The sequence below is a fragment of the Citrobacter sp. BDA59-3 genome, from assembly GCF_015167655.1.
GTDB lineage: Bacteria > Pseudomonadota > Gammaproteobacteria > Enterobacterales > Enterobacteriaceae > Phytobacter > Phytobacter diazotrophicus.
Genome location: NZ_CP063427.1, coordinates 24,524 through 51,043 on the forward strand (window position 1 = coordinate 24,524; position 26,520 = coordinate 51,043).

General features: G+C 52.2%; 22 protein-coding genes and 1 pseudogene. 11 read left to right on the top strand and 12 right to left on the bottom strand.

All coding sequences use genetic code 11. The annotated features are described in order from the left end of the window. Position 1 precedes the first annotated feature (1 nt). Positions 2 to 988, top strand: coding sequence for a serine/threonine protein kinase (locus IP582_RS00115; RefSeq protein WP_193794766.1), 987 nt, complete (start codon positions 2 to 4; stop codon positions 986 to 988). Between the two features lie 29 nt (positions 989 to 1,017). Further along, complete coding sequence (gene dsbA / locus IP582_RS00120) at positions 1,018 to 1,641, top strand: thiol:disulfide interchange protein DsbA (RefSeq protein WP_193794767.1); 624 nt, start codon at positions 1,018 to 1,020, stop codon at positions 1,639 to 1,641. Between the two features lie 15 nt (positions 1,642 to 1,656). Here the strand turns inward: dsbA and IP582_RS00125 are convergent, their stop codons facing one another. Then, on the bottom strand, positions 1,657 to 2,565 hold the full coding sequence (locus tag IP582_RS00125) for an acyltransferase (protein ID WP_193794768.1): 909 nt from the start codon (positions 2,563 to 2,565) through the stop codon (positions 1,657 to 1,659). 424 nt (positions 2,566 to 2,989) lie between these two features. Between IP582_RS00125 and polA the strand changes: the two genes are divergently transcribed. Next, positions 2,990 to 5,776 carry a DNA polymerase I gene (gene polA, locus IP582_RS00130; protein WP_079498715.1) on the top strand — a complete coding sequence of 929 codons (2,787 nt, stop codon included), beginning with the start codon at positions 2,990 to 2,992 and terminating at the stop codon, positions 5,774 to 5,776. Between the two features lie 301 nt (positions 5,777 to 6,077). Here the strand turns inward: polA and yihA are convergent, their stop codons facing one another. Further along, the gene (gene yihA / locus IP582_RS00135; RefSeq protein ID WP_103245895.1) at positions 6,078 to 6,710 is read right to left on the bottom strand and encodes a ribosome biogenesis GTP-binding protein YihA/YsxC; all 633 of its coding nucleotides are present in this window, start codon (positions 6,708 to 6,710) and stop codon (positions 6,078 to 6,080) included. A gap of 574 nt (positions 6,711 to 7,284) precedes the next feature. Here yihA and yihI point away from each other — a divergent pair. Both yihI and hemN read left to right on the top strand, forming a co-directional pair. After that, positions 7,285 to 7,797: a Der GTPase-activating protein YihI gene (yihI, locus tag IP582_RS00140; protein WP_193794769.1), complete on the top strand. Its 513-nt coding sequence runs from the start codon at positions 7,285 to 7,287 to the stop codon at positions 7,795 to 7,797. Positions 7,798 to 7,982: 185 nt separating this feature from the next. Then, positions 7,983 to 9,356, top strand: coding sequence for an oxygen-independent coproporphyrinogen III oxidase (hemN, locus tag IP582_RS00145; protein WP_193794770.1), 1,374 nt, complete (start codon positions 7,983 to 7,985; stop codon positions 9,354 to 9,356). A gap of 75 nt (positions 9,357 to 9,431) precedes the next feature. On the opposite strand, the gene IP582_RS00150 is transcribed toward hemN, so the two are convergent. From IP582_RS00150 to glnA, 4 genes are all read right to left on the bottom strand, one after another. After that, the gene (locus tag IP582_RS00150; RefSeq protein ID WP_139153727.1) at positions 9,432 to 9,554 is read right to left on the bottom strand and encodes a YshB family small membrane protein; all 123 of its coding nucleotides are present in this window, start codon (positions 9,552 to 9,554) and stop codon (positions 9,432 to 9,434) included. A gap of 109 nt (positions 9,555 to 9,663) precedes the next feature. Continuing rightward, complete coding sequence (glnG, locus tag IP582_RS00155) at positions 9,664 to 11,076, bottom strand: nitrogen regulation protein NR(I) (RefSeq protein WP_039077372.1); 1,413 nt, start codon at positions 11,074 to 11,076, stop codon at positions 9,664 to 9,666. Between the two features lie 8 nt (positions 11,077 to 11,084). Continuing rightward, positions 11,085 to 12,134: a nitrogen regulation protein NR(II) gene (gene glnL, locus IP582_RS00160; protein WP_039077371.1), complete on the bottom strand. Its 1,050-nt coding sequence runs from the start codon at positions 12,132 to 12,134 to the stop codon at positions 11,085 to 11,087. 262 nt (positions 12,135 to 12,396) lie between these two features. Continuing rightward, positions 12,397 to 13,806 (bottom strand): glutamate--ammonia ligase, encoded by a 1,410-nt coding sequence (gene glnA / locus IP582_RS00165; protein ID WP_039077370.1) that lies wholly within the window; start codon positions 13,804 to 13,806, stop codon positions 12,397 to 12,399. A 380-nt stretch (positions 13,807 to 14,186) separates the two neighbouring features. On the opposite strand from glnA, the gene typA reads away from it, so the two are divergent. From typA to fabY, 5 genes are all read left to right on the top strand, one after another. After that, complete coding sequence (gene typA / locus IP582_RS00170; protein WP_039077369.1) at positions 14,187 to 16,010, top strand: ribosome-dependent GTPase TypA; 1,824 nt, start codon at positions 14,187 to 14,189, stop codon at positions 16,008 to 16,010. A gap of 248 nt (positions 16,011 to 16,258) precedes the next feature. Beyond that, on the top strand, positions 16,259 to 16,858 hold the full coding sequence (yihX, locus tag IP582_RS00175; protein ID WP_039077368.1) for a glucose-1-phosphatase: 600 nt from the start codon (positions 16,259 to 16,261) through the stop codon (positions 16,856 to 16,858). Further along, complete coding sequence (locus tag IP582_RS00180) at positions 16,852 to 17,721, top strand: virulence factor BrkB family protein (protein WP_039077367.1); 870 nt, start codon at positions 16,852 to 16,854, stop codon at positions 17,719 to 17,721. Before yihX ends, IP582_RS00180 begins: the two co-directional genes overlap by 7 nt. Next, the gene (gene dtd, locus IP582_RS00185; RefSeq protein ID WP_047372414.1) at positions 17,718 to 18,155 is read left to right on the top strand and encodes a D-aminoacyl-tRNA deacylase; all 438 of its coding nucleotides are present in this window, start codon (positions 17,718 to 17,720) and stop codon (positions 18,153 to 18,155) included. Before IP582_RS00180 ends, dtd begins: the two co-directional genes overlap by 4 nt. Before the next feature lie 44 nt (positions 18,156 to 18,199). Beyond that, positions 18,200 to 19,141: a fatty acid biosynthesis protein FabY gene (gene fabY / locus IP582_RS00190; protein WP_039077365.1), complete on the top strand. Its 942-nt coding sequence runs from the start codon at positions 18,200 to 18,202 to the stop codon at positions 19,139 to 19,141. Positions 19,142 to 19,188: 47 nt separating this feature from the next. Here the strand turns inward: fabY and IP582_RS00195 are convergent, their stop codons facing one another. Both IP582_RS00195 and IP582_RS00200 read right to left on the bottom strand, forming a co-directional pair. After that, positions 19,189 to 19,527 (bottom strand): nuclear transport factor 2 family protein, encoded by a 339-nt coding sequence (locus IP582_RS00195; RefSeq protein ID WP_193794771.1) that lies wholly within the window; start codon positions 19,525 to 19,527, stop codon positions 19,189 to 19,191. Between the two features lie 95 nt (positions 19,528 to 19,622). Continuing rightward, positions 19,623 to 20,540, bottom strand: a complete 918-nt coding sequence (locus tag IP582_RS00200; protein ID WP_193794772.1) for an alpha/beta hydrolase — start codon at positions 20,538 to 20,540, stop codon at positions 19,623 to 19,625. A gap of 150 nt (positions 20,541 to 20,690) precedes the next feature. Between IP582_RS00200 and IP582_RS00205 the strand changes: the two are divergent. Continuing rightward, positions 20,691 to 20,849 (top strand): annotated as a pseudogene (locus tag IP582_RS00205) (PIN domain-containing protein); the annotation flags it as partial. 36 nt (positions 20,850 to 20,885) lie between these two features. On the opposite strand, the gene fdhE reads toward IP582_RS00205, so the two are convergent. From fdhE to fdnG, 4 genes are read right to left on the bottom strand one after another with little or no spacing between them, the layout of a single operon-like run. Beyond that, entirely contained in the window at positions 20,886 to 21,815 is a 930-nt protein-coding gene (fdhE, locus tag IP582_RS00210) for a formate dehydrogenase accessory protein FdhE (RefSeq protein ID WP_039077362.1), read from the bottom strand. Next, positions 21,812 to 22,447 carry a formate dehydrogenase cytochrome b556 subunit gene (fdoI, locus tag IP582_RS00215; protein WP_039077361.1) on the bottom strand — a complete coding sequence of 212 codons (636 nt, stop codon included), beginning with the start codon at positions 22,445 to 22,447 and terminating at the stop codon, positions 21,812 to 21,814. Before fdoI ends, fdhE begins: the two co-directional genes overlap by 4 nt. Then, positions 22,444 to 23,346, bottom strand: coding sequence for a formate dehydrogenase subunit beta (fdxH, locus tag IP582_RS00220; protein WP_039077360.1), 903 nt, complete (start codon positions 23,344 to 23,346; stop codon positions 22,444 to 22,446). Before fdxH ends, fdoI begins: the two co-directional genes overlap by 4 nt. A 12-nt stretch (positions 23,347 to 23,358) precedes the next feature. Then, entirely contained in the window at positions 23,359 to 26,409 is a 3,051-nt protein-coding gene (gene fdnG / locus IP582_RS00225) for a formate dehydrogenase-N subunit alpha (protein ID WP_193794773.1), read from the bottom strand. Between the last annotated feature and the right edge of the window lie 111 nt (positions 26,410 to 26,520).

Consider the following 26,520-nt stretch of genomic DNA (forward strand, 5'->3'; position numbering starts at 1 on the left):
GATGAACCATAACGCTTTTACTTTCCAGACTCTCCATCCTGACACGATCATGGATGCGTTGTTTGAGCGGGGAATTCGGGTCGACTCCGGTCTTACTCCTCTTAACAGCTATGAGAACCGTGTTTACCAGTTTCAGGACGAAGACCGTCGCCGTTATGTGGTGAAGTTCTACCGTCCTGAACGCTGGTCCGCAGAACAAATCCAGGAAGAACATCGATTTGCGCTGGATCTTTTGGGTGATGAAGTTCCTGTTGCCGCACCGCTCGCCTTCGACAATCAAACCTTACTGACCCATCAAGGGTTTTATTATGCGGTTTTCCCGAGCGTCGGGGGGCGTCAGTTCGAAGCGGATAATCTGGATCAAATGGAATGGGTTGGCCGCTATCTTGGTCGCCTGCATCAAACCGGCCGTAAGACACTATTCGTCCACCGTCCGGATATGGGGGTGAAGGAGTATCTTCTTGAGCCTCGTCAGGTCTTTGAAGATTCCGCGCTTATCCCAGCCTCGTTGAAAGACAGTTTCTTACGTGCCGCCGATCAGCTTATCGAAGCCGTCATGGCGCACTGGCATAATCGTTTTACCAATCTGCGCTTACATGGCGACTGTCATGCCGGGAATATACTCTGGCGCGATGGTCCTCTGTTTGTGGATCTGGATGACGCCCGTAATGGCCCGGCGATTCAGGATCTCTGGATGTTGTTGCATGGCGATAAAGCCGAGCAGCGCATGCAACTTGAGATGATTATCGAGGCCTATGAAGAATTCTGCGAATTTGATACGGCCGAACTCAGCCTTATTGAACCGCTTCGCGCTATGCGCCTGGTTTACTATCTGGCGTGGATTATCCGTCGCTGGGATGATCCGGCTTTTCCCAAAAACTTCCCGTGGTTAACTGGGGAAGATTACTGGCGCGATCAGACGGCGACTTTTCTTGGGCAGGTAAAGGCGTTGCAAGAACCGCCTCTACAATTAATGCCGATTTACTAATGTGTGACACATCCTGGAGAGATTTAATCATGAAGAAAATTTGGCTGGCGCTGGCAGGAATGATTCTGGCTTTTAGCGCTTCGGCAGCACAATTTACCGATGGTAAACAGTACATTACGATCGATAAACCGGTTGCTGGCGAACCACAAGTCCTGGAGTTTTTCTCATTCTATTGCCCGCACTGTTACGACTTTGAACATGTGTGGCATGTTGCGGATGCTGTAAAACAGAAGCTGCCGGAAGGCATTAAAATGACGAAATACCATGTTGAGTTCCTTGGCCCGTTAGGCAAAGAGATGACTCAGGCATGGGCTGTTGCAATGGCTCTTGGCGTGGAAGACAAAATCACCGCACCGATGTTTGAGGCCGTGCAGAAAACACAAACCGTTCAGTCTGTTGCTGATATCCGTGATGTCTTCATCAAAGCTGGCGTTAAAGGTGAAGAGTACGATGCGGCGTGGAATAGCTTTGTTGTGAAATCACTGGTTGCTCAACAAGAGAAAGCGGCTGCTGACTTGCAGTTACAGGGAGTTCCGGCCATGTATGTTAACGGCAAATATCAGTTGAATATGCAAGGCATGGATACCAGCAGCATGGATATCTTCGTACAGCAGTATGCTGACACTGTTCGATACCTTGTCGAGAAGAAGTAATACCATAAACGCCGGTCATTGACCGGCGTTGTTATATTGACGTTTGATTGCGTCAATTTGCTGGTCTTTTTCGCTCCATAACGCATTTAGCCACTGCTGAAAACCGCGCTTAAAATTCTTATCGTTAACGTAATCGCCATGCAAATCTTCGTTAACCGATAACAAATTTACGCGAACAACAATGCGCGTTAACTTCCCGCTTAGCATATCAAAAAACGGTTTTTTGCCGTTTTCCGGATAGCAGAGCGTGACATCAAGTAATTTATCGAATTGCTTGCCCAAAACGCCGAGGGCCATCGCTATCCCTGCTGCTTTAGGGGGGAGCAGGTTATTGAATGCCGATCGTGTCTCGATACGTTTTTCATCGGTAAAGCGTGAACCTTCAACGAAATTCACAATGGTTGTCGGATGGAGACGAAATTTCTCGCAGGAACGGCGCGTGGTCTCTACATCTTTACCGCGCCGCTCGGGATGGCGTATCAGGTAACCCCGCGAATAGCGACGCATAAACGGCATATCCAGAGCCCAGCAGGCCAGCCCAATAAAGGGAACCCAGGCCAACTGTTGCTTAAGAAAGTACTTATTCATCGGGATATGTTTGCGGAAAAGCACGCACAGCACCACGATATCTGCCCAGCTATGGTGGTTGCAGATAAGCAGGTACCAGTTCTTTTTGTTCAGCCCTTCCAGGCCTTCAATATCCCACTGAAGATGCGGGTTAAGGTGCAGCAGCCAGGCCAGTCCTTCACACCAGCAATACATCATAAAATTACAAAATGCAGAGATAGCGCGCCACAGTACCGGAATCGGCAGTAATAGCTTAAGAATACCGGCGATAATGATCGGTACAGAACAGAAGATAGTCACCAGGATGGTGAGTATGACACTCAATACCAGAGTGCATACAACGAGCAGTCTCGACATAGTTAATTTATTCAAATGGTTAATCACAGCATGCACATCATGGCGTATGCAAGGCGCTGATCTTATCAGAAAACACCTCATATGATTGGATAAAGGTTAGCCTTAGTGTGCGGTCGTAAGGTGTTGTGCTAAATCAAATTACTTTTTCTTATATCCACATGGAGCAAATTGTCACCAAAAGGCAATAATGATCGTTTCTCTTTTTTTAATATATTGAAAAATAAGGATACTTACTTTTCTGCGATCGGGAAAAATGCACAATAATCCAGTCCTTAAGAAATAATTCACAAACTTATCCACAGGAAGGTATGGGAAGCGATCCCGCAGATCGTGAAATCTTTTTCGGCAAATGCGGTGAAAAACTGATGTTTTCGCCCGTCTGTGGCATCCTTTAGCCATAAATTGATAAACAGGCACGGACATCATGGTTCAGATCCCAGAAAACCCACTTATCCTTGTTGACGGCTCTTCCTATCTCTACCGCGCATACCATGCGTTTCCGCCGCTGACTAACAGTGCAGGCGAGCCTACTGGCGCTATGTACGGCGTCCTGAATATGCTGCGCAGTCTGATCCTGCAGTATCAGCCGACACATGCCGCAGTGGTGTTTGATGCGAAGGGCAAAACGTTCCGTGACGAACTGTTTGAGCACTATAAATCTCACCGTCCACCAATGCCGGACGATCTGCGCGCGCAGATCGAGCCATTGCATGAAATGGTCAAAGCGATGGGGCTACCGCTGCTGGCCGTTTCGGGCGTAGAGGCTGACGATGTTATCGGCACGCTGGCGCGCGAAGCCGAAAAAGCAGGGCGTCCGGTCCTGATCAGTACCGGCGATAAAGACATGGCTCAGTTGGTAACGCCAGGTATTACGCTTATCAACACCATGACCAATACTGTCCTGGGGCCAGAAGAGGTCGTAACCAAATACGGCGTGCCGCCGGGGTTGATCATCGATTTCCTCGCTTTAATGGGCGACTCTTCAGATAACATTCCCGGTGTTCCGGGCGTGGGCGAAAAAACCGCACAGGCGTTATTACAAGGGCTTGGTGGCCTGGATACGCTGTACGCCGAGCCGGAAAAGATTGCCGAACTCTCTTTCCGTGGCGCCAAAAATATGGCGGCGAAGCTGGAGCAAAATAAAGAGGTGGCTTACCTCTCTTATCAGCTGGCGACCATTAAAACGGATGTTGAGCTGGAGCTGACCTGCGAACAGTTGGAAGTTCAACAACCGATAGCGGATACGCTACTCAATCTGTTTAAAAAATATGAATTTAAGCGCTGGATCACGGATCTGGAAGGCGGTAAATGGCTCCAGGCAAAAGGCGCTAAACCGGCCACGAAGCCGCAAGAGACGGTTGTCGTTGAAGCTGAGGCCGAAGTGTCTGCTGCGGTCCTGTCGTTTGATAACTACGTCACCATCCTTGATGAGGACGTATTAAACGAGTGGATTGCGAAACTCAAAAAAGCGTCAGTGTTTGCCTTCGATACCGAAACGGACAGTCTGGATAACATCAGCGCTAATCTGGTGGGGCTCTCGTTTGCGACCGAACCTGGTGTCGCCGCTTATGTCCCGGTCGCGCATGACTACCTGGATGCACCAGCCCAGATTTCTCGCGATCGGGCGCTCGAATTACTGAAAGACCTGCTTGAAGATGAGAAAGTCCAAAAAGTGGGTCAGAACCTCAAATATGACCGTGGCATTTTGCAGAATTATGGCATTGAGCTGCGAGGCATTGCCTTTGACACCATGCTGGAATCCTACACGCTGGATAGTGTCGCTGGTCGTCATGATATGGACAGCCTGTCTGATCGCTGGTTAAAGCATAAAACCATTACCTTTGAAGAGATTGCCGGAAAGGGTAAAAACCAACTGACCTTTAATCAGATCGATCTGGAGCAGGCCGGGCGTTATGCTGCGGAAGATGCGGACGTCACGCTGCAACTGCACCTGAAGATGTGGCCGGAATTGCAAAAGAATGCTGGCCCTTTAAATATCTTCCAGAACATAGAGATTCCTCTGGTACCGGTGCTTTCCCGCGTAGAGCGTAATGGCGTTAATATCGATCCTGCGGTGCTGCACAAACATTCGGAAGAAATTGCCCTGCGTCTGGCGGAATTAGAGAAGAAGGCCCATGAAATCGCAGGCGAGCCTTTTAACCTTTCCTCAACCAAACAGCTACAGACGATTCTCTTTGAAAAACAGGGCATCAAACCGCTGAAGAAGACACCGGGCGGCGCACCGTCAACCTCCGAGGAAGTTCTGGAAGAGCTGGCGCTGGATTACCCTTTACCCAAAGTCATTCTTGAGCACCGTGGTTTGTCGAAACTGAAATCGACTTACACCGATAAGCTGCCGCTGATGATCAATCCAAAGACCGGACGCGTACACACTTCCTATCACCAGGCAGTCACGGCGACCGGGCGTCTGTCCTCCACCGATCCCAACTTACAAAACATTCCGGTGCGCAATGAGGAAGGCCGACGTATTCGCCAGGCGTTTATCGCGCCAAAAGACTACGTCATTGTTTCCGCTGACTACTCGCAAATTGAATTGCGCATTATGGCGCATCTGTCGCGGGATAAAGGCCTGCTCTCTGCCTTTGCCGAAGGGAAGGATATCCACCGTGCAACGGCGGCCGAAGTGTTTGGTTTACCGCTGGAAAGCGTGTCGAACGAACAGCGACGCAGCGCGAAAGCTATCAACTTCGGTCTGATTTATGGCATGAGCGCGTTTGGTTTATCCCGCCAACTCAATATCCCGCGTAAAGAGTCGCAGAAGTATATGGATCTCTACTTCGAACGCTATCCGGGTGTACTGGATTATATGGAGCGCACCCGCGCACAGGCGAAAGAGCAGGGCTATGTTGAAACCCTGGAAGGGCGTCGTCTCTATCTGCCGGACATCAAATCCAGTAACGCAGCGCGTCGGGCCGGCGCAGAGCGTGCGGCTATCAACGCGCCCATGCAGGGCACGGCAGCAGACATTATCAAACGCGCAATGATCGCTGTTGATGCGTGGCTGCAAACGGAAAAACCGCGCGTGAAAATGATCATGCAGGTACACGATGAACTGGTCTTTGAAGTGCATAAAGACGATGTGGATGCGGTATCGCAAAAGATCCACGAGTTGATGGAAAGCAGTACCAAACTGGATGTGCCGCTGCTGGTGGAAGTCGGTAGTGGGCAAAACTGGGATCAAGCGCACTAAGTACTGGTCACATAAGCTTCTTTTTCTGTAAGTAAGCAACATAACCAGTACATTTTGTGACGATCATTAGAATTCCCTATGTAAAGGTTGAAAAAAAACTACAAAAAGTGCTTTGTGCGAAAACGAAAAGGGAGTAGAGTTAAACACGTAGGGTACAGAGGTAAGATGTTCTATCTTTCAGACCTTTTACTTCACGTAATCGGATTTGGCTGAATATTTAGCCGCCCCAGTCAGAAATGACTGGGGCGTTTTTTATTGGGCGAAAGGAAGAAAAAGCGCGAACGGATGCCGCGCTTAAGGGTCATTCTTCGGTGGTTTGCTCGGTAATCGGCGCGATGGTGTTAAACCAGTTATCCAGCTTCTCGCGCAATTTATCTACACCCTGCTTCTTCAATGACGAAAACGCTTCAACCTGCACGTCACCATTAAAGGCAACCACTGCTTCGCGCACCATATTAAGCTGCGCCTTACGCGCACCGCTGGCGAGCTTGTCTGCTTTCGTCAACAACACCAGAATCTGCACATTGCTCTCGACCGCCCACTGGATCATCTGCTGATCGAGATCTTTAAGCGGATGACGGATATCCATCAGTACAACCAGCCCCTGCAGGCACTGGCGCTTCTCAAGATATTCCCCTAAAGCACGCTGCCACTTGAGCTTCATCTCTTCTGGCACTTCTGCGTAACCGTAACCCGGTAAGTCCACCAGGCGTTTGCCTTCGGCCACTTCGAACAGGTTAATCAGCTGCGTACGTCCGGGTGTTTTGGATGTACGAGCCAGGCTTTTCTGATTTGTCAGCGTGTTAAGTGCGCTGGATTTCCCTGCATTGGAGCGGCCGGCAAAAGCCACTTCTATACCGGTATCGGCGGGTAAGTGGCGAATATCAGGCGCACTGGTGACAAAATGCGTCTGTTGGTAGTTCCAGTTAGTCAAAATGGTCGTCTCCGTAATCTCGGGCATGGGGGGATTATACCTGAACCCACGTAAAAGGCTGTTTTTCTCGTCAATGGATATCTGCCAGAGAATACCCCTGTCGTTTGTAGGATATTTGCCATAAAGCTTATGCGAATTTTCAGAGAAATTGCAGGGTCATAAAAATTTAAGTTAATGAATAAAAAGGTTTTGTTATTAGAGAATTTTCTGAATTTATGTTTTTGGGGCGTTTTGTTACTTGTGAGTTTAAATTAAGCAGGTAAAGTATTTGTAAAGGCGAGGAAGCCTGCGGGATGAAGACTTAAGGATGAGGGGTCAGGAGCGCCAGGAGGCGAAGACCAGGAAACTGTCCGGATGACAGTCTTAAAAGGGAATAAAAGGACCACAACACGGAACGTGACATGCTAAGGGAAAAACAGGGTGTGTTGTAAGCAAACAGGGAACGTTGTACCCATTGAGGGTTGAGGGTCAGAAAAAAAGGCGACAGATTACTCTGTCGCCTTTTTTCTTTGCTTGCTTTCTGCTAGATTCCGCCGCAATTCTATACTGAATAAAACCATCTAAGCCGATTATCATGAAAAAACCTTCAACCACTCCGCGCGGCAAATCACCTGGCAAAGCGCACCGTAAATCACGTGAAGAACTCAACCAGGAAGGGCGTGACCGTAAGCGCGATAAAAAACACCGTGGGAATGCGGCTGGTAGCCGTGCAAGCGGTGCGAGCGCGTCTTCTGGCTCAGGAAAAAGCGCTTCTCAGGCCGATCCGCGTGTTGGCAGCAAGAAACCGATTCCACTGGGTGCGACCGAGCCCCAGGTCAAAAAGCAGCACAAACCAAAGAGCGAGAAACCTATGCTTTCACCGCAAGCTGAACTGGATCTGCTGGAGAACGATGAGCGCCTGGACGCGCTGCTGGAACGACTTGAAGAGGGCGAAACCCTGAGCGCTGAAGATCAAAGCTGGGTAGACGCTAAACTTGACCGCATTGATGAATTAATGCAGCAACTGGGCCTCTCCTACGACGATGACGAAGAAGAAGAGGAAGAAGGCCGGGAAGATATGATGCGTCTACTCAAAGGCGGCAATTAACGGTCAGGTATGGGCCTGGCTGTCCTGCTTATAACCCTTCCGGTTATATGTTATCTGGTGTGGTTATTCGTTAAACTACAGCGGTTGTCGCGGCGCAAACTGTGGCTGCGCAACCGGCTTATGACCCGAAATGAGGTCAGGCCGGGCCGCCGTACCCGCCAGCGGCGTTATCGGAAGGAGTGAGCATGTCTGAGCAACGAATTGACTGGGATCTGGCCCTTATCCAGAAATATAACTATTCCGGGCCGCGCTACACGTCATACCCCACCGCTCTGGAATTTTCCGCTGACTATGGCGAAGAAAATTTCCGTAGTGCCGTCGCACGTTATCCAGGGCGACCGTTGTCACTGTATGTGCACATTCCATTTTGCCATAAGCTTTGTTATTTCTGCGGCTGCAATAAGATTGTTACGCGCCAGCAGCATAAAGCTGATCAATATCTGGATGCCCTGGAACAAGAGATTATCCACCGTGCGCCGCTGTTCACTGACCGTCGTGTCAGCCAGCTTCACTGGGGTGGTGGTACGCCAACCTACCTGAATAAGGCGCAAATTAGCCGCCTGATGAGCTTACTGCGTGGTCATTTTCAATTCGAGGCCGATGCGGAAATCTCCATTGAAGTGGATCCGCGTGAAATTGAGCTGGATGTCCTTGATCATTTACGATCGGAGGGCTTTAACCGCCTGAGCATGGGCGTGCAGGACTTTAATAAAGAGGTCCAGCGGCTGGTTAACCGTGAGCAAGACGAGGCTTTCATCTTTGCGCTGATTAAACGTGCGCGCGACATCGGTTTCACCTCGACCAATATTGATTTGATTTATGGTTTGCCAAAACAGACGCCGGAAAGTTTTGCCTTTACCCTGAGTCGGGTGGCTGAGCTGAGCCCGGACCGTCTGAGCGTGTTCAACTACGCGCATCTTCCCACCCTGTTTGCGGCCCAGCGTAAAATCAAAGACGCGGATCTGCCGTCCGCTCAACAAAAGCTGGATATCCTGCAGCAGACCATTGTCTCGCTGACTGATGCGGGTTATCAGTTCATCGGCATGGACCACTTTGCCCGTCCCGATGACGAGCTGGCGGTGGCTCAGCGCGATGGTGTTCTCCACCGTAACTTCCAGGGCTACACCACCCAGGGCGACACCGATCTGTTGGGGATGGGCGTTTCTGCCATCAGTATGATTGGCGACAGTTACGCGCAGAATCAGAAAGAGTTAAAAGCGTATTACCAACAGGTGGACGAAACCGGCAATGCCTTGTGGCGGGGAATCTCGCTGACCCGTGATGACTGTATTCGTCGTGATGTGATTAAAGCGCTTATTTGCCACTTCCGTCTCGATTTCAGCAGCATTGAGAATCAATGGGATTTGCGCTTTAACGACTACTTTGCCGAAGACCTGAAACTGCTAAAGCCACTGGCGACTGATGGGCTGGTGGAGGTTAGCGAGCTGGGTATTGAAGTAACGGCGAAAGGGCGTTTATTAATTCGCAACATCTGCATGTGCTTTGACGTGTACCTGCGCCAGAAAGCGCGGATGCAGCAGTTCTCAAGAGTCATTTAAACGGTTTCCCCGGCGGCGATGCGCTGGCCGGGGATATCAGACCGTGACCTGATAAGCGAAGCGCCTGCTGGCGCTTTAGCTAAAAAGCCCAAACAGCGCGGCGCACAATACGGCAGCGACGGCGGCTTGTGGTGTATGGCTGGCAGCGGCACTAACGCCTGCGCTGCTCGACACGATATTGATGAGTGATTCCAGCATGATGACCTCCCCGTGGACGGGCAAGATCATACTGAACTCATCGGAACAGTAAAGCGCAAAATTGCAGCAATTTGCGCTCGCTATTCAATCTTTACATTTAGCTGGATGGCTACTCCATCCCCAACTCTTTCAGCTTACGCGTCAGGGTGTTACGTCCCCATCCCAGCAAGCGTGCTGCTTCTTGTTTGTGCCCCTGCGTGTGACGTAATGCAGTGGTCAACAAGGTCCGTTCCATCTCTGGCTGTGCTTCGGAAAGCAGGTTTTGATGACCGGAACGTAACGCTCTGTCTGCCCATTGCGCCAACAGCGTTGCCCAGCTATCCGGCAGCGACTGTCCCGTGCTGCTTTCCGGGATCGTGGTTTCAAACAATTCAGCCGGTAAATCCTGAATCAGGACCTCCTGCCCGGCAGCCATCACGGTTAACCAGCGGCAGGTGTTCTCCAACTGGCGCACATTACCCGGCCAGGCCAGGCGAGTGAGCGCCGCTTCGGTTTCCGGATGCAACTGCTTTGCTTCCACGCCCAGTTCGCGTGCGGCGACCTGAAGAAAATGGCGCGCCAGGCGGGGAATATCTTCGCGACGTTCACGCAGCGGCGGAAGGTGCACGCGGATAACGTTCAGGCGGTGGAATAAATCCTCGCGGAATTTCCCTTCCTGCACCCGCATTTCCAGGTTTTGGTGCGTTGCGGCGATGATGCGAACATCGACCTTCACCGGCGCATAGCCACCGACACGGTAGAACTGTCCATCGGCCAGAACACGCAGCAGACGGGTCTGTACATCCAGTGGCATATCACCGATTTCATCGAGAAACAGCGTACCGCCATCGGCTTGTTCGAAACGCCCCTGACGAATGGTATTGGCGCCGGTAAACGCCCCTTTCTCATGGCCAAACAGTTCGGATTCGATCAAATCTTTTGGGATGGCGGCCATGTTCAGCGCAATGAAAGGTGCTTTCACCCGCGGGCTATGGCGATGCAGCGCGTGGGCGACCAGCTCTTTACCGGTACCGGACTCACCGTTAATCAATACGCTAATAGACGAGCGCGACAGACGGCCAATGATGCGAAAGACATCCTGCATGGCTGGCGCTTCACCAATAATATCGGTGGTTGGCCCACTTACCTGCACATTACGCGGTTGCTGCTGTTCCTGATAATGGCTGATGGCGCGCTCAACCAGCGCCACCGCTTCGTCGATATCAAATGGCTTTGGCAGATAATCAAACGCCCCTTGCTGATACGCGCTGACTGCCGCATCCAGATCGGAATGCGCGGTCATAATGATGACCGGAAGCATCGGGTGGCGCTGTTTGATTTGCTTTAACAGGGCAAGACCGTCCATACCGGGCATGCGAATATCTGACAGCAGCACGTCCGGCGTTTTGGTGGTAAGCGCATCAAGCACTTCATTTGCGTTTTCAAACGTTGTACAGCTCAAGCCAGCCCCGGTGAGCGCGCGTTCAAGCACCCAACGGATGGAGCTATCGTCATCAACGATCCAGACTATCCCTCGTTGCATAAACACCTCTATTTCCGAATAGGCAGGAACACCGAGAACTCGGTATGGCCTGGCCAACTGGTGAATTCAATTTTGCCAGAGTGTTGATCAATCAAACTTCGTGCGATAGATAACCCTAAGCCAGTACCGCCTTCACGCCCGCTCACCATCGGGTAAAACAGCGTGTCCTGCAGGTTTGACGGAATACCAGGCCCGTTATCTTCCACATCAATACGTGCCGCAAGACGATAGCGAACGCCGTGCAGCGTGAGCTGAAACGCGGTGCGGGTACGCAGAATAATTTCGCCGCCCTCGGGTCCCAGCGCCTGGAGTGCGTTGCGAACAATGTTCAGTAGCACCTGTTCAATCTGGTCGGGATCGTGTGCCAGCTCCGGCAGGCTCGGATCATAGTCGCGCACCAGGGTGACGTTATCGGGTAATTCCATCGACACCAGTTTCACGACACGTTCAGCGACTTTATGAATGCTTTCTGTTACGTGCATACCGGGCTGTTGTGGCCCAAGCAGTCTGTCCACCAGGTTACGCAGACGGTCGGCCTGCTCAATGATGACTTTGGTGTATTCCAGCAACGAAGGGTCAGGCAGGGCTTTGCTTAATAGCTGCGCCGCGCCACGTAAGCCTCCGAGCGGGTTTTTGATTTCATGCGCCAGGCCGCGTACCAGATCGCGCGCTGCCACTTGCTGGGCGTGCTGGAGCTGTTCCTGGCTCAGGCGTCGCTGATTGTCCATCGGTGCCATCTCCAGAAGGATGAGGCCCTCAGGCAACCGTTGCGCCGTTAACGAGAGAATATGTGAACGTCCGTCGATAACGAGGGTGACTTCATTGTCCGTAAAGCCTTGTCCGGCATCGAGACTTTCCCGCATCAGGACGATATTGAGCGAGAAATAACTTAGCAGGTCCGGCAAAGGCGTACCGAATAATTTACGGGAACTTTGCGCCAGAAGTTGTTGTGCCGCCGGGTTGGCGTAATGTACCGCCAGCTCGTCATCAACCAGCAAAATGCTGTTGATTAAAGAATTGAGGATCTGCCCAGCATCGGGCAACGAGCCACTTGCCATCCAGCAGTCTCCCAAAGAATGCACTATTTTAGTGCAGTATAGCGTTTTATAAGTAAATAAGGCGGTAATTCAGGTTGTTGGTGGAGAAAAAAGCCCATCTAGGATGGGCTGAAAGTTTCCACGGCAACAAAATATCCTATGTCTTTCTCGTTACAGCGGCGTTGGCTTTCTTCGCTTACCCCGGTCACATAGATCTCTATGCTCCCGGGGATTCACTCAATCGCCGCCTTGCTGTAACAAGAAATCCCTCGGATTTAAATTATTAAACGCTGTAGTACAGCTCAAACTCTACCGGGTGCGGCGTCATGCGTACGCGGTCGTTTTCTTCGATACGCAGAGCGATGTAAGCATCAATTGCGTCGTCGGTGAATACGCCACCCGCAGTCAGGAACTCGCGGTCTTCGTTCAGGCAGTTCAGTGCTTCTTCCAGAGAGCCTGCAACCTGCGGGATTTCTTTCGCTTCTTCAGCTGGCAGGTCATACAGGTTTTTGTCCATCGCTTCGCCCGGATGGATTTTGTTCTTGATGCCATCAAGACCAGCCATCAGCAGCGCTGCGAAGCACAGGTACGGGTTAGCAGCCGGGTCCGGGAAACGCACTTCAATACGACGCGCTTTCGGAGATGCAACCACCGGAATACGGATGGAAGCTGAACGGTTACGGGCAGAGTAAGCCAGCATGACCGGTGCTTCGTAACCCGGGACCAGACGTTTGTAGGAGTTGGTAGTCGGGTTGGACAGGGCGTTGATCGCTTTAGCGTGTTTAATAACGCCGCCGATGTAGTACAGCGCCTGCTCAGACAGACCAGCATATTTGTCGCCAGAGAACAGGTTTACGCCGTTCTTGGACAGAGACATGTGGCAGTGCATACCGGAACCGTTATCACCGAACATCGGTTTCGGCATAAATGTTGCGGTTTTACCGAAGCGGTGAGCAACGTTGTGAACCACATATTTGTAGATCTGAATTTCGTCTGCTTTTTTGGTCATGGTATTGAAGCGGGTTGCCACTTCGTTCTGACCAGCAGTTGCAACTTCGTGGTGATGAGCTTCTACAACCAGGCCCATCTCTTCCATTACCAGACACATAGTGGAGCGCAGGTCTTGTGCGGAGTCCACTGGCGGAACCGGGAAGTAACCACCTTTAACAGCCGGACGGTGACCTTTGTTACCGCCTTCGTATTTGGTGGAGGAGTTCCATGCGCCTTCGATATCATCGATAGCAACGTGGGAACCGGAAATAGAGCTGCCGAAACGTACGTCGTCGAACAGGAAGAACTCTGGCTCAGGCCCGAACAGAACGGTGTCTGCGATGCCTGTTGCGCGCAGGTATTCTTCAGCGCGTTTTGCGATGGAGCGCGGGTCGCGATCGTAGCCCTGCATGGTGCCCGGCTCGAGGATATCGCAACGGATGATCAGAGTCGGTTCTTCGTAGAACGGGTCAATGACAGCGGTAGAGGCGTCCGGCATCAGTACCATGTCAGATTCGTTAATGCCTTTCCAGCCACCAATCGAGGAGCCATCAAACATTTTGCCTTCTTCAAAGAAGTCAGCATTTACCTGATGAGCTGGGATCGTGACGTGCTGCTCTTTACCTTTAGTGTCGGTGAAGCGCAAATCAACAAACTTGACTTCGTGCTCGTTCAGCATCGTCAAAACGTGTTCAGCGGACATACTTAAACTCTCCCGGATTTATCATTGTCGTCGTGGTAACGAGGTCTACAATTACGGCGCTAACCTGTCGTTGTTGCCATGAAAAAGATAAAGCGAAATCTATGCCAACTTTTAAATGTCACTAAAAAGGCGCTATTATGCGCACCATAGTGCAAAAGGGCTGCACCACAATGGTTATATTGCACCAATTCGGTGCTTGCATGTGAACATTGAGCACCGAATTGGTGCAATTTTAGTTGAGCAGCCCGATTTCGCTTCGTGAAAATGATCACAAAGCAACCCTGCAATACTTGTTTGCGGGGGATGTTTGTGATCCTGTTTTGTAGTGCGATTAATCCGTGTACAATAACGCGCTATTTCTAAATGCCTGAGGCAAAGTTGTGATCGAAAATCTGCGTAACATCGCCATCATCGCGCACGTTGACCATGGTAAAACTACCCTGGTTGATAAGCTGCTGCAGCAATCCGGTACGTTTGATGCGCGTGCCGAAACTCAAGAGCGAGTGATGGACTCCAACGATTTGGAGAAAGAGCGTGGGATTACCATCCTGGCTAAAAACACCGCTATCAAATGGAATGATTACCGTATCAACATCGTTGATACCCCGGGGCACGCCGACTTCGGTGGTGAAGTTGAACGTGTCATGTCCATGGTAGATTCCGTTCTGTTGGTCGTTGATGCAATGGATGGTCCGATGCCGCAGACGCGCTTCGTGACCAAAAAAGCCTTTGCTCATGGCCTGAAACCGATTGTTGTTATCAACAAAGTCGACCGTCCAGGCGCACGTCCTGACTGGGTTGTCGATCAGGTATTCGACCTGTTCGTAAACCTTGACGCTACCGACGAACAGCTGGACTTCCCTATCGTTTACGCCTCTGCGCTGAACGGTATCGCGGGGCTGGATCACGAAGATATGGCGGAAGACATGACCCCGCTGTATCAGACCATCGTTGATCGCGTACCAGCGCCAAACGTAGACCTTGATGGTCCGCTGCAGATGCAAATCTCCCAGCTGGACTATAACAACTACGTTGGCGTCATCGGTATCGGTCGTATCAAACGCGGTAAAGTGAAACCGAACCAGCAGGTCACTATCATTGATAGCGAAGGCAAAACCCGTAACGGTAAAGTCGGTAAAGTTCTGACCCACCTGGGTCTGGAGCGTATCGAGAGCGATATCGCAGAAGCGGGCGATATCATCGCGATCACCGGTCTGGGCGAGCTGAACATCTCCGACACCATCTGCGATACGCAGAATGTTGAAGCACTGCCGGCACTGTCTGTTGATGAGCCGACCGTAACCATGTTCTTCTGCGTAAACACCTCTCCGTTCTGTGGTAAAGAAGGTAAGTACGTTACCTCTCGTCAGATTCTTGACCGCCTGAACAAAGAGCTGGTACACAACGTTGCGCTGCGCGTAGAAGAAACCGAAGACGCTGATGCATTCCGCGTTTCCGGTCGTGGTGAGCTGCACCTGTCTGTACTGATCGAGAACATGCGTCGTGAAGGTTTCGAGATGGCGGTTTCCCGTCCGAAAGTTATCTTCCGCGAAATCGACGGCCGTAAACAAGAGCCGTTCGAAAACGTCACGCTGGACGTCGAAGAGCAGCACCAGGGTTCTGTGATGCAGGCACTGGGTGAGCGTAAAGGCGACCTGAAAAACATGAATCCAGATGGCAAAGGCCGCGTACGTCTCGACTACGTGATCCCAAGCCGTGGCCTGATCGGCTTCCGTTCTGAGTTCATGACCATGACCTCTGGTACGGGTCTGCTGTACTCCACGTTCAGCCACTACGACGACATTCGTCCGGGCGATGTGGGTCAGCGTCAGAACGGCGTACTGATCTCCAACGGTCAGGGTAAAGCGGTTGCGTTTGCGCTGTTCAGCCTGCAGGACCGCGGTAAGCTGTTCCTGGGCCACGGCGCAGAAGTTTACGAAGGTCAGATCATCGGTATTCACAGCCGTTCTAACGACCTGACGGTAAACTGCCTGACCGGTAAGAAACTGACCAACATGCGTGCGTCCGGTACTGACGAAGCAACGGTTCTGGTTCCGCCGGTTAAGATGACCCTGGAGCAGGCTCTGGAGTTCATCGACGATGACGAACTGGTAGAAGTTACCCCGACCTCTATCCGTATTCGTAAACGTCACCTGACGGAAAACGATCGTCGTCGCGCTAACCGTGGTTCTAAAGAAGACTAATCTTCTTTTTTAACCAGATACGTGATGCCGGGCTGGCGTAATGGCCAGCCGGAAAAAAGCCGCTGATGTCAGCGGCTTTTTCTTTTGCTGAGTGCGTACCACCTGATGAATGGGATCTGCTCTTTTCATCATAGTCTGTTCGGGAACCTCTACCCATCACAATCCTGTTGCTTGCCAGCGTGGGCGAACTATTCAACTTCTGACTTTCCCGCTACAGTTAACTTTCCACGGAAAATAAGGAGAGAGAGATGCTCTATATCTTTGATTTGGGTAACGTGATCGTTGATATCGACTTCAATCGGGTGCTGGGCGTATGGAGTGACTTTAGCCGCGTGCCGCTTGCGACACTCAAACAAAGTTTCACGATGGGCGAGACGTTCCAGCTTCATGAGCGGGGTGAAATCAGTGATGAAGATTTTGCCAAAGCGCTCTGTGAAGAGATGTCTATGTCGTTAAGCTTTGAGCAGTTCGCAACGGGCTGGCAGGCGGTTTTTGTCTCCCTGCGTAAGGACGTTATCAGCATCATGCAAAAACTGCGTGAGCAGGGGCACCGCGTGGTCGTGCTCTCCAATACCAACAGTCTTCATACCACGTACTGGCCGGATCAATACCCGGAAATTTTGGCTGCCGCCGACCATATTTATCTTTCGCAAGATATGGGAATGCGTAAGCCGGAAGTACGCATCTACCAACGTGTTCTCGAACTTGAAGGCTATAGCGCTGATAATACTGTCTTTTTCGATGATAATGCCAATAATATAGAAGGGGCTAACCAGTTGGGGATCACCAGTATTCTGGTGACGGGTAAGAACACCCTCCCTGACTATTTTGCGAAGCAGTTATGCTGAAATTTATTCGCCATAAAACGAAACACCATACGCGACCCATTTGGTCGTGGCTGAAATTACTCTGGCTGCGTATTGATGAAGACCACATGACAACACTGGCGGGAAATCTCGCCTATGTTTCGTTGCTTTCATTGGTGCCACTCATTGCCGTTATCTTTGCGTTATTTGCCGCTTTTCCGATGTTTTCTGAGGTTAGCATCCAACTGCGTCACTTTGTTTTTGCTAATTTTATTCCGACTACCGGCGATGTGATTCAACGCTATATCGAACAGTTCGTTGCCAATTCAAGCAAAATGACCGCCGTTGGAGCATGTGGGCTGGTGGTCACCTCATTACTGTTGATGTACTCCATCGACAGCGCCCTCAATTCTATCTGGCGCAGTACGCGCGTGCGTCCGCGGATATACTCCTTTGCTGTCTACTGGATGATTTTGACGCTGGGGCCGCTGCTTGCCGGGGCAAGCCTGGCGATAAGCTCTTACTTGCTCTCTCTGCGCTGGGCCAGCGGGCTCAATGGCGCGATAGATAATATGCTGCGCGTTTTCCCGCTCATTTTGTCGTGGATCTCTTTTTGGTTGTTGTACAGCATTGTGCCAACCACCCGCGTGCCCAACCGTGATGCAGTGATTGGTGCTTTTGTCGCCGCTCTATTGTTTGAAGCGGGGAAAAAAGGGTTTGCGCTTTATATCACCACATTTCCTTCTTACCAGCTCATTTATGGCGTGCTGGCGGTGGTCCCGATTTTGTTTCTGTGGGTCTACTGGACATGGTGTATCGTCTTGCTTGGCGCTGAAATAACTGTCACTCTCGGTGAATATCGACGATTAAAAAAAGCCGCAGAACAAGAAGAAGACCAACCATGATTGCATTGATACAACGTGTATCCCAGGCCAGCGTTACCGTGGCGGGTGAAGTGACGGGCGAAATCGGTCCGGGACTTTTGGTGTTGTTAGGTGTCGAAAGGGAAGATGACGAGCAAAAAGCGAACCGCCTGTGCGAGCGCGTACTGGGGTATCGTATTTTCAGTGACGCTGACGGCAAGATGAACCTCAACGTTCAGCAGTCCGGTGGCAGCGTGCTGGTGGTGTCACAATTTACGCTGGCGGCGGATACCGAACGCGGCATGCGTCCTGGCTTTTCCAGAGGGGCCGCGCCGGAAAAGGCGGAGGCGCTGTATGACTATTTCGTCAGTCGCTGCCGTAGCCAGCAGATAGAAACACAGACCGGACGATTCGCCGCAGATATGCAGGTATCGCTGGTTAATGATGGCCCCGTAACGTTCTGGTTGCAAGTATGAGCCAGCTTGCGGAGTTGCCACGGGTAACAAGAGAGAATACAGCTATGTATCACCTTCGCGTACCGCAAACAGAAGAAGAGCTAGAGCTTTACTACCAGTTCCGTTGGGAGATGCTGCGCAAGCCATTGCATCAGCCGAAAGGCTCCGAACGTGACGCCTGGGATGCCATGGCCCATCATCAAATGGTTGTGGATGAAGAAGGCGAAATCGTTGCCGTTGGTCGGTTATATATCAATGCTGACAATGAGGCTTCGATCCGTTTTATGGCCGTCCACCCCTCCGTGCAGGATAAAGGGCTCGGCACGCTGATGGCGATGACGCTGGAGTCTGTCGCGCGTCAGGAAGGTGTGAAGCGGGTGACCTGTAGCGCACGTGAAGATGCGGTAGAGTTCTTCGCAAAACTGGGTTTTATCAATGAGGGCGAAATCACTGCCCCGCAAACCACGCCGGTGCGCCATTTCCTGATGATCAAACCCGTGGCGACGCTGGATGATATTCTGCATCGCGGCGACTGGTGTGGGCAGTTGCAGCAGGCCTGGTATCAGCATATTCCACTCAGCGAAAAGATGGGTGTGCGCATTCAGCAGTACACCGGTCAAAAATTTATCACCACCATGCCGGAGACGGGCAACCAGAATCCGCACCATACGCTGTTCGCCGGAAGCCTGTTCTCGCTGGCGACACTAACGGGCTGGGGGCTTATCTGGTTAATGCTGCGCGAGCGGCATCTGGGCGGGACGATTATTCTTGCCGATGCGCATATCCGTTACAGCACGCCAATCACGGGTAAACCGAGCGCGATTGCCGATCTCGGCTCTCTGAGCGGTGACCTCGACAGACTGGCTCGCGGGCGTAAAGCACGTGTTCAGTTGCAGGTTGAACTGTTCGGCGACGATAAACAGGGTGCCTTGTTTGAGGCGGTTTATATCGTGTTACCCGCTAAACCTTATGGCGCCTATGAAGAAGGCGGCAACGAAGAAGAGTGATTAGCGAGCCCGGCGTCAGCACCGGGCTCAACCCAGGCAAAATAAAGCTATTCGGCAAAGTAAAACCACGCGGTTTTAATCAAATCATCCTGAATCTCATACACCGCCATATTCTCGATAACCTGCTCGCCGATGCCATAGATTTTTTCGTGATCGAACACCTTATTTCCCATCACGGTGCGGCTAAGCAACTCTGCCCTCAGCGCCGGGTTATTAAAACGATGCTGGCTGTAAAATGCGCGCAGCGCTTCCCGACCACGGGTGGAAGGGGATGTGGCTGGCATACGCCATGCGGTAAAATCTTCGCTAAAACAGGCCACGAACATCTCAATGTCATGGGCGTTATAAGCGGCAAATTGTTTTTCGACGGGCGCAACGATGGACATGGTGTTTCCTTGCTTAATTAAAGGGGGTTCTTCCTTTCGGTTATCTATTGCAGCGTTAATGAACTTTCGCCGCTACGCAAACCTTCATTAAGTTCTCAATGTGGTAACGCTCTCAACCGCCATGCAACATCTCTTATCGCCCCGCGAGCTGTTTTGCTGATGCCAGCAAGCTGAAAGAAACCGTGAATCACCCCAAGATGGTGCTGGCAGGAACATGCCACCCCTTGTTCGGTCAGTCGTTGAAACAACGCTTCGCCTTCATCGCAGAGCGGGTCATATTCGGCAGTAAGAATATGCACCGGAGGAAGACCGTTAAAATCATCGCGCCAGAGCGGGCTGGCTTCCGGATGCATGGGATCCGTATCACCGAGATATAGCTCGTAGCCACTGAGCAGCGTGTCACGGGTAATCACGTAGTCCTCGCCGTTGCTGGTATAGCTTTCAAAATAGGCGGTCGCATCGAGCATGGGATAAATCAGGATCAATTGAGCGGGTTGCCATACCTGCGCTGCTTTAAGACGAAGTGCCGTAACCAGCGCCAGATGACCACCCGCGCTGTCTCCTGCGAGGGTAACTTTTTGCCGATCCACGCCCAGTTCATCGGCGTATTGCCAGATAATTTCTGCCCCTCTGTACGCGTCATCATGCGCGGCAGGAAAGGGATGTTCCGGGGCCAGACGATATTGCACCGCAATCACCCGACAGCCGCTATGAAAAGCGAGCTGGCGCAACTGGTTGTCATGGGTGGCAAACTCGCCGCTGATAAAGCAGCCGCCGTGGTAATAGACAAGCGTTGGCAATGGGCCGGTTGCCTCAAGCGGGGAGATAACGCGAAACGCCATACCGTCGAGATGCACATCTTCTACGTTTACCCGGCTTTCCGTTTCGCCCGCCAGCACGGTACTGGCGATGTAGCCCGCCCTCCGTTCATCAATACTTTTATCTCGCGAGGATGGCCGCCCGGCGGCAATAAACTCCCTGACCAGCTCTGCAATTCCGATTTCCAGCGCCATTACCACATCTCCATTCTGTATATATATCCAGTGTTATAACCTGGATTGATGTCGGTGGGAAAGGTGATTTTCAGGAGGCGAGTGACTCTGGAAAGTGTCTCGCAAAGATGAAATACAGGCAGAAAGGCGCCTTATTCATGCACAGGTTAGATTGCAGAGCGGAGCGGTAAACTGCGGCAAGAATATGGCATGACGCAGCCAGACGCCATAATCCTGGCGACAGCGCAGCTTCATCGCCGTGAATGGGTGACACGAAATACCCGTGATTTTTCCGGTGTGCCGGGAGTGATTACGCCGTATCAACTTTAGCCGGGCGCATGGGCAACCCGGCACAGTTAATGGCGCTTACTCCCCTTCGCCCGGGAAGAGGAATGGATTGATGGAACTGCGGGCGAACCCTTCCTGTTCCATGCGGGCATCGAGTACCAGTGACGCTAAATCATCGGCAACAGGCTCCACGTTCGGATCTTTTTCCTGATACAGAATCTTCAGATAGGTGCCGCAATCGCCACAGCTTTCGGCTTTGATTGCCGCCTTCTCGTTGTCCAGCGACCAGTAGTGTAAGTCGCGAGTCTGCTCGCAGTTGCTGCATTTGACGCGCACCACGTGCCACTCGGTTTCACAAAGATTGCAGTGCAGATAGCGCAACCCCTGAGTTGTGCCGATATGCACAACGCTTGAAACAGGTATCGATCCGCATACCGGGCAGAACTGGCGCTGCTCGCCATATTCCGCACGGGCTTTGCCGGGGATCAGGCTGGCCATTTGCGACCAGTAGAGAGAAAGCGCAGCCCAAATAAACGGCGCTTTATCACTGCTCACCGCGCTAAAATCAGACGCAAACAGCGCGCTGGCCATCTGCTCCAGCTCCTGTTCGGAGGATTTTTCCAGATTTTCAATGACGGCCAGCGCAGGTCCACTCATTTCCGGTTTGAGTTCGGCAATGAGGGAGTGCAGCAGCCGGTGCCAGTGCTTATCACGCGGCAGGACATGGATATCCAGCGGCGGCTTGCCCTCAGCAGCGGCCTGTTTAATGCGTGCTGTCAGATCGATTTCCAGCGGATGGTCGTACAGCACCACCTCCTGGGCATGGGCGATCAGCGCGGCAAAACGCAGGTAATCACCCAGCGGATTGTGCTCTGCTAACGCGCGCAGGCGTTCTGCCCGGCGGTTATAGAGATTTTTCAGTCTGGGGAATAATAACGGCGGAATCACTTCCGCCGTGCGTTTCTCGCTCTTCTCCAGCTCGTCTTGCGGGATTATGCGAATACTCATTCCGTCGTTTTTTCCTCTTTCTGGCGGACTTCACGGTACCAGCGCGGGTGATGTTTCTTCGCCCACGTTTTGGTTACCCAGCCTTCCACCATGGCGGTTATCGTGCCCTTCACCCATAGTGCGGCGTAGATATGCACCATAATAACCACAATTAACGCTACTGCGGCAAACGAATGAACCATAATCGCAATTCGAATGACCGGGATAGAGAAAACGGGTGCGAAGTATGGACGCCACATGATGATGCCGCTCACCAGCAACAACACCAGGAAGAGAATCGCCGCCCAGAACACACATTTCTGGCCGAAGTTATAGCGCCCGGTATCACCCACTTCCTCGTTGACGACGATCTTACGAATATTCTTCGCCCAAAAGATATCATCCCGATTGATTAGGTTGTGATGCCAGTAGCGGAAGAACATGATGATGAACGACGCGAACATCACCACCCCAACAAACGGGTGCAGAATACGCGCTAACTGCGGCGTACCCAGAATGTGCATCAGCCAGTTAAAGGATGGGAAAAAGAATCCCAGCCCGCTCACCGCCGCCAGCACGAAGCAGAAGGCGGTGACCCAATGGTTGATGCGTTCCGGCGCCGTGTAGCGCACGATGGTGTCACGTCTTTTCATTTGCGCACCTCGTCTTTTTCTTCATGCAGATTGTCGTCTTCTTCCTCTGCGCGGTTTGGACCGACACCGACGTAGTGGAAGATACTGGCTGCAAATGTCGCTGCAAAACCCACAGCGGCCAGCGGCTTCCAGATACCTTTCCAGAATTTCACGGTTGCGCTGATTTCCGGGTTTTCCGGCAGGCCGTGATACAGATTCGGCTTGTCGGCATGGTGCAGTACGTACATGACGTGTGTACCACCAACGCCGGCCGGATCGTACAGGCCCGCATTGTCATAACCCCGAGTTTTCAGCTCCGCCACGCGTTCGCCTGCCAGCGTTTTCATATCCTCTTTGCTACCAAAGTGGATAGCGCCGGTCGGGCACGTTTTCACGCAGGCCGGTTCCTGACCGACGGTAACGCGGTCTACGCACAGCGTACATTTGTAGACGCGGTTGTCTTCCGGGTTCAGGCGCGGCACGTTGAACGGGCAGCCTGCAATGCAATAGCCGCAGCCAATACACTGTTCAGACTGGAAGTCGACAATCCCGTTGGCATACTGAATGATAGCCCCTTCTGAGGGACATGCTTTCAGACAACCCGGATCGGCACAGTGCATGCAGCCGTCTTTGCGGATAAGCCATTCCAGTTTGTCATTCTGCTCCACTTCGGAAAAACGCATAACTGTCCATGACTTAGCGGTCAAGTCAGCCGGGTTATCGTAAACCCCGACGTTATGTCCCACTTCATCACGAATATCGTTCCACTCCGAGCAGGCTACCTGACAGGCTTTACACCCAATACAGGTGGTGACGTCGATAAGCTTCGCCACCTCCTGCTGGTGATCCCGCGCCTGTGGCGCGGGGGTAAAACCGTTAGTGGCGGAACGACGGATAATATCTTGAGATTGGTAAGCCATAATTCGTCTCCGCTATACCTTTTCCACATTCACCAGGAAGGCCTTAAACTCCGGCGTCTGGGTGTTTGCGTCACCGACAAACGGGGTAAGGGTGTTCGCGATAAAGCCTTTCTTCGCCACGCCTTCATAACCCCAGTGAATGGGAATACCGATGGTATCCACCTCTTTGCCGTGTACGTTCAGCGTGCGAATACGCTTCGTCACCACAGCCTTGGCTTTGATATAGCCGCGGTTGGAGGAGACTTTCACGGTATCGCCCTGCACGATCCCCAGCTTGCCCGCCAGCTTTTCACCGATTTCCACAAACTGCTCCGGCTGTGCGATCGCGTTCAGCAATGCGTGCTTGGTCCAGTAGTGGAAGTGTTCGGTCAGGCGGTAAGTGGTGCCGACATACGGGAATTTATCCGCTTTACCCATCGCGGCCATGTCGTCTTTAAAGACGCGCGCGGCCGGGTTAGAGACCACATTCGGGTGCAGGGGGTTAGTGCCCAGTGGTGTTTCAAACGGCTCGTAATGTTCCGGGAACGGCCCTTCCGCCATCTTATCGATAGCGAACAGGCGGCCCATCCCTTCCGGCTGCATGATAAACGGTCCCACATCGCTGCCCGGTGCTGCAGTGCTGTAGTCCGGGATATCCGCGCCGCCCCATTTCGCCCCGTCCCATTTCAGGAGCTGGCGTTTCGGATCCCACGGTTTACCCTGCGGGTCAGCGGAGGCGCGGTTATACAGGATGCGTCGGTTAAGCGGCCATGCCCATGCCCAGCCGAGCGTATTGCCAAGGCCTGACGGGTCGGCATTATCGCGTTTAGCCATCTGGTTGCCGTCCGGCGTCCAGCTACCGGCGAAAATCCAGCAGCCGCTGGAGGTGGTACCGTCGTCACGTAACTGGGCGAACGAACTGAGCTGCTGACCTTTTTTCACGAGGACCGTATTGGTAACCGGATCGATAATATCCGCCAGCGCCTTGCCGTTACTCTCCATTGCCACCTCTTCCGAAGCCGGTTCGTGTGGTGTGGAGTAGTTCCAGGTCATGCTTAACACCTGTTCAGGGTTAGCACCGCCCTCTTCGGCGTACATTTTGCGCAGGCGCAGGAAGATGCCCGCCAGAATCTCACCGTCGGTGACCGCTTCCCCCGGCGCATCCTGACCTTTCCAGTGCCATTGCAGCCAGCGACCGGAGTTCACGATGGAGCCGTTCTCTTCGGCAAAGCAGGTGCAGGGCAGACGGAACACTTCGGTCTGGATTTTCGATGAATCAACATCGTTCGACTCGCCGTGGTTCTGCCAGAACGTGGAGGTTTCCGTGTTCAGCGGGTCGATGGTCACCAGGAATTTCAGTTTTGACAGTGCCGCCACAACTTTGTTTTTGTTCGGGAACGATGCAACCGGGTTGAAACCCTGGCAGATATAACCGTTCACCTGACCTTTAAACATCATGTCGAAATACTGCAGGACGTCGTAACTCTTGTCCCACTTCGGCAGCAAGTCGAAGCCCCAACTGTTTTCTTTCGTCGCTTTTTCGCCATAGAAGGCTTTCATCATTGAGACGAAGAATTTCGAGTAGTTGCCCCAGTAGTTCACCTGACCCTGCAACAACGGTTTTGGCGTGTTTGCCGTCAGGTAGGTTTGCAGATCCGTCTGTTTCTCGCTTGGTAGCGTCATATAACCCGGCAGGCTTTGCGACAGCAGGCCTAAGTCGGTCAGCCCCTGAATATTGGAGTGGCCGCGCAGGGCGTTAACACCGCCGCCCGCCATCCCCATATTGCCGAGCAGCAATTGGATCATCGCCATGGTACGGATGTTCTGCGCACCAACAGAGTGTTGCGTCCAGCCCAGCGCGTACAGGAACGACGCAGTTTTGTCGTGGGCACTGGTTTCCGCGATGTATTCACAGACTTTCAGGAAGTCCGCTTTTGGCGTCCCGCAGATGTTTTCCACGACCTCTGGCGTATAGCGAGAAACGTGTTGTTTCAGTAAATTCCACACGCAGCGTGGATGGGTAAGGGTGGTATCGCGCTTAGCGAAGCCCTGTTCATCCAGCTCATAGTTCCAGCTTGAACGGTCATATTTGCGTTTTTCCGCGTCATAGCCAGTAAACAGGCCATCTTCGAAGCCGAAGTCCTCACGCACGATCAGGCTGGCGTTGGTGTAGGCTTCGGTGTATTCGCGGTTGTATTTTTCATTTGTCAGCAGATACAGCAGAACCCCGGAGAGAAAAGCGATATCCGTCCCGGAACGAATGGGCGTGTAAAAGTCCGCGACCGAAGCGGTACGCGTAAATCGAGGATCGATAACGATTAATTTGGCGCCATTATGGATTTTTGCTTCCATCGCCCAGCGGAATCCCACCGGATGCGCTTCAGCAGCATTCCCTCCCATCACGATGATGAGATTGGCGTTTTTCATATCTACCCAGTGGTTGGTCATCGCACCGCGACCAAATGTTGGAGCAAGACTTGCTACCGTTGGTCCGTGTCAGACACGCGCCTGGTTATCCACGGCGAGCATGCCGAGGGCGCGGGTAAATTTCTGGGTTAAATAACCGGTTTCGTTACTGGATGCGGAGGCGCACAGCATACCGGTGGAGAGCCAACGGTTGACGGTGGTGCCTTCGGCGTTTTGCGCGATGTAGTTGGCATCACGGTCTTTTTTGATCAGTTTTGCGATGCGATCAAACGCGTCATCCCAGGTGATTTGTTGCCATTTGTCGGAGCCTGGCGCACGGTATTCTGGATATTTCAGGCGGCTTTCTGAATGAATAAAATCCACCAGACCCGCACCTTTCGGGCAGAGCGCGCCACGGTTGACCGGGTGATCCGGGTCGCCTTCGATATGGAAAATAGATGCTTTGGCGTTTTTCGCGCCGTCGCCGAGGCTATACATTAAAAGCCCACAGCCGACAGAACAGTATGTGCAGGTATTTCGCGTTTCACGGGTGCGCAGTAATTTGTATTGCCGCGTCTCCGCCAGTGCTACGCCTGGGGCAAAGCCCAGCGCCGCTGCCGTTGTACCTGCCATACCGCCAGCGCAGATCTTAAAGAACTGCCTTCTGCTGACCTGCATGGTTTGCTCCTTGTTTCGACATTGTCACGAGGTTTTTTTTACTTTGCGGTCGTTGCCGCAAAGGTACAAAATTGCTGTAAATCCCCTGGCCCAAAAGGGGTATGACTCAGA

Bases quoted from the DNA above. Each gene is read 5' to 3' on its own strand.
- glnG (WP_039077372.1), bottom strand. From the start codon at position 11,076: ATGCAACGAGGGATAGTCTGGATCGTTGATGACGATAGCTCCATCCGT.
- IP582_RS00125 (WP_193794768.1), bottom strand. From the start codon at position 2,565: ATGTCGAGACTGCTCGTTGTATGCACTCTGGTATTGAGTGTCATACTC.
- fdhE (WP_039077362.1), bottom strand. From the start codon at position 21,815: ATGAGTATTCGCATAATCCCGCAAGACGAGCTGGAGAAGAGCGAGAAA.
- fdoI (WP_039077361.1), bottom strand. From the start codon at position 22,447: ATGAAAAGACGTGACACCATCGTGCGCTACACGGCGCCGGAACGCATC.
- dsbA (WP_193794767.1), top strand. From the start codon at position 1,018: ATGAAGAAAATTTGGCTGGCGCTGGCAGGAATGATTCTGGCTTTTAGC.
- yihI (WP_193794769.1), top strand. From the start codon at position 7,285: ATGAAAAAACCTTCAACCACTCCGCGCGGCAAATCACCTGGCAAAGCG.
- glnA (WP_039077370.1), bottom strand. From the start codon at position 13,806: ATGTCCGCTGAACACGTTTTGACGATGCTGAACGAGCACGAAGTCAAG.
- IP582_RS00195 (WP_193794771.1), bottom strand. From the start codon at position 19,527: ATGTCCATCGTTGCGCCCGTCGAAAAACAATTTGCCGCTTATAACGCC.
- hemN (WP_193794770.1), top strand. From the start codon at position 7,983: ATGTCTGAGCAACGAATTGACTGGGATCTGGCCCTTATCCAGAAATAT.
- IP582_RS00115 (WP_193794766.1), top strand. From the start codon at position 2: ATGAACCATAACGCTTTTACTTTCCAGACTCTCCATCCTGACACGATC.
- IP582_RS00150 (WP_139153727.1), bottom strand. From the start codon at position 9,554: ATGCTGGAATCACTCATCAATATCGTGTCGAGCAGCGCAGGCGTTAGT.
- IP582_RS00180 (WP_039077367.1), top strand. From the start codon at position 16,852: ATGCTGAAATTTATTCGCCATAAAACGAAACACCATACGCGACCCATT.
- IP582_RS00200 (WP_193794772.1), bottom strand. From the start codon at position 20,540: ATGGCGCTGGAAATCGGAATTGCAGAGCTGGTCAGGGAGTTTATTGCC.
- dtd (WP_047372414.1), top strand. From the start codon at position 17,718: ATGATTGCATTGATACAACGTGTATCCCAGGCCAGCGTTACCGTGGCG.
- fabY (WP_039077365.1), top strand. From the start codon at position 18,200: ATGTATCACCTTCGCGTACCGCAAACAGAAGAAGAGCTAGAGCTTTAC.
- glnL (WP_039077371.1), bottom strand. From the start codon at position 12,134: ATGGCAAGTGGCTCGTTGCCCGATGCTGGGCAGATCCTCAATTCTTTA.
- polA (WP_079498715.1), top strand. From the start codon at position 2,990: ATGGTTCAGATCCCAGAAAACCCACTTATCCTTGTTGACGGCTCTTCC.
- fdxH (WP_039077360.1), bottom strand. From the start codon at position 23,346: ATGGCTTACCAATCTCAAGATATTATCCGTCGTTCCGCCACTAACGGT.
- yihX (WP_039077368.1), top strand. From the start codon at position 16,259: ATGCTCTATATCTTTGATTTGGGTAACGTGATCGTTGATATCGACTTC.